At 57.1% G+C, this 1,871-nt stretch carries 1 rRNA gene (running past one end of the window); it reads left to right on the top strand.

From position 1 onward, the window contains the following. Positions 1-1,827, top strand: a 23S ribosomal RNA gene (locus tag ACFC8N_RS48600) (it extends 1,366 nt beyond the left edge of the window). Positions 1,828-1,871: the final 44 nt, after the last annotated feature.

The raw sequence follows: 1,871 nt of genomic DNA, 5'->3' as shown, positions 1-1,871 counted from the left end.
TGGATGGGTAGGGGAGCGTCGTCTGCCGGGTGAAGCGGCACTGGAAGGTAGTCGTGGACGGTTGACGAGTGAGAATGCAGGCATGAGTAGCGATACAAACGTGAGAAACGTTTGCGCCGATTGACTAAGGGTTCCTGGGTCAAGCTGATCTGCCCAGGGTAAGTCGGGACCTAAGGCGAGGCCGACAGGCGTAGTCGATGGATAACCGGTTGATATTCCGGTACCCGCTGTGAAGCGTCAAACATCGAGCATCGTGATGCTAAGGCCGTGAAGCCGTTCCGGACCCTTCGGGGAATGGAAAGTGGTGGAGCCGCCGGACCAAGCGGTTAGTAGGTGAGTGATGGGGTGACGCAGGAAGGTAGTCCATCCCGGGCGGTGGTTGTCCCGGGGTAAGGGTGTAGCCCGAGTGGTAGGCAAATCCGCCACTCATGCAGGGTGAGACCTGATGCCGAGCCGATTGTGGTGAAGTGGATGATCCTATGCTGTCGAGAAAAGCCTCTAGCGAGTTTCATGGCGGCCCGTACCCTAAACCGACTCAGGTGGTCAGGTAGAGAATACCGAGGCGTTCGGGTGAACTATGGTTAAGGAACTCGGCAAAATGCCCCCGTAACTTCGGGAGAAGGGGGGCCACGTCTGGTGACGGCACTTGCTGCCAGAGCTGGGGGTGGCCGCAGAGACCAGCGAGAAGCGACTGTTTACTAAAAACACAGGTCCGTGCGAAGCCGTAAGGCGATGTATACGGACTGACGCCTGCCCGGTGCTGGAACGTTAAGGGGACCGGTTAGCTCCATTTCGGTGGGGCGAAGCTGAGAACTTAAGCGCCAGTAAACGGCGGTGGTAACTATAACCATCCTAAGGTAGCGAAATTCCTTGTCGGGTAAGTTCCGACCTGCACGAATGGCGTAACGACTTCTCGACTGTCTCAACCATAGGCCCGGTGAAATTGCACTACGAGTAAAGATGCTCGTTTCGCGCAGCAGGACGGAAAGACCCCGGGACCTTTACTACAGTTTGATATTGGTGTTCGGTTCGGCTTGTGTAGGATAGCTGGGAGACTTTGAAGCGGGCACGCCAGTGTTCGTGGAGTCGTCGTTGAAATACCAGTCTGGTCGTGCTGGATGTCTAACCTGGGTCCGTGATCCGGATCAGGGACAGTGTCTGATGGGTAGTTTAACTGGGGCGGTTGCCTCCTAAAGAGTAACGGAGGCGCCCAAAGGTTCCCTCAGCCTGGTTGGCAATCAGGTGTTGAGTGTAAGTGCACAAGGGAGCTTGACTGTGAGACCGACGGGTCGAGCAGGGACGAAAGTCGGGACTAGTGATCCGGCGGTGGCTTGTGGAAGCGCCGTCGCTCAACGGATAAAAGGTACCCCGGGGATAACAGGCTGATCTTCCCCAAGAGTCCATATCGACGGGATGGTTTGGCACCTCGATGTCGGCTCGTCGCATCCTGGGGCTGGAGTCGGTCCCAAGGGTTGGGCTGTTCGCCCATTAAAGCGGTACGCGAGCTGGGTTTAGAACGTCGTGAGACAGTTCGGTCCCTATCCGCTGTGCGCGTAGGAGTCTTGAGAAGGGCTGTCCCTAGTACGAGAGGACCGGGACGGACGAACCTCTGGTGTGCCAGTTGTTCTGCCAAGGGCATGGCTGGTTGGCTACGTTCGGGAGGGATAACCGCTGAAAGCATCTAAGCGGGAAGCCTGCTTCGAGATGAGGACTCCCACCCACTTGATGGGGTAAGGCTCCCAGTAGACGACTGGGTTGATAGGCCGGATCTGGAAGCACCGTGAGGTGTGGAGGTGACCGGTACTAATAGGCCGAGGGCTTGTCCTCAGTTGCTCGCGTCCACTGTGTTGGTTCTGAAACCACGAACAGCC

This window comes from Streptomyces sp. NPDC055966, assembly GCF_042269865.1.
In the GTDB taxonomy this organism is placed as follows: domain Bacteria; phylum Actinomycetota; class Actinomycetes; order Streptomycetales; family Streptomycetaceae; genus Streptomyces.
The sequence above is the reverse complement of the archived record's forward strand: the minus strand, read 5'-3'. Positions and strand labels throughout refer to the sequence as shown.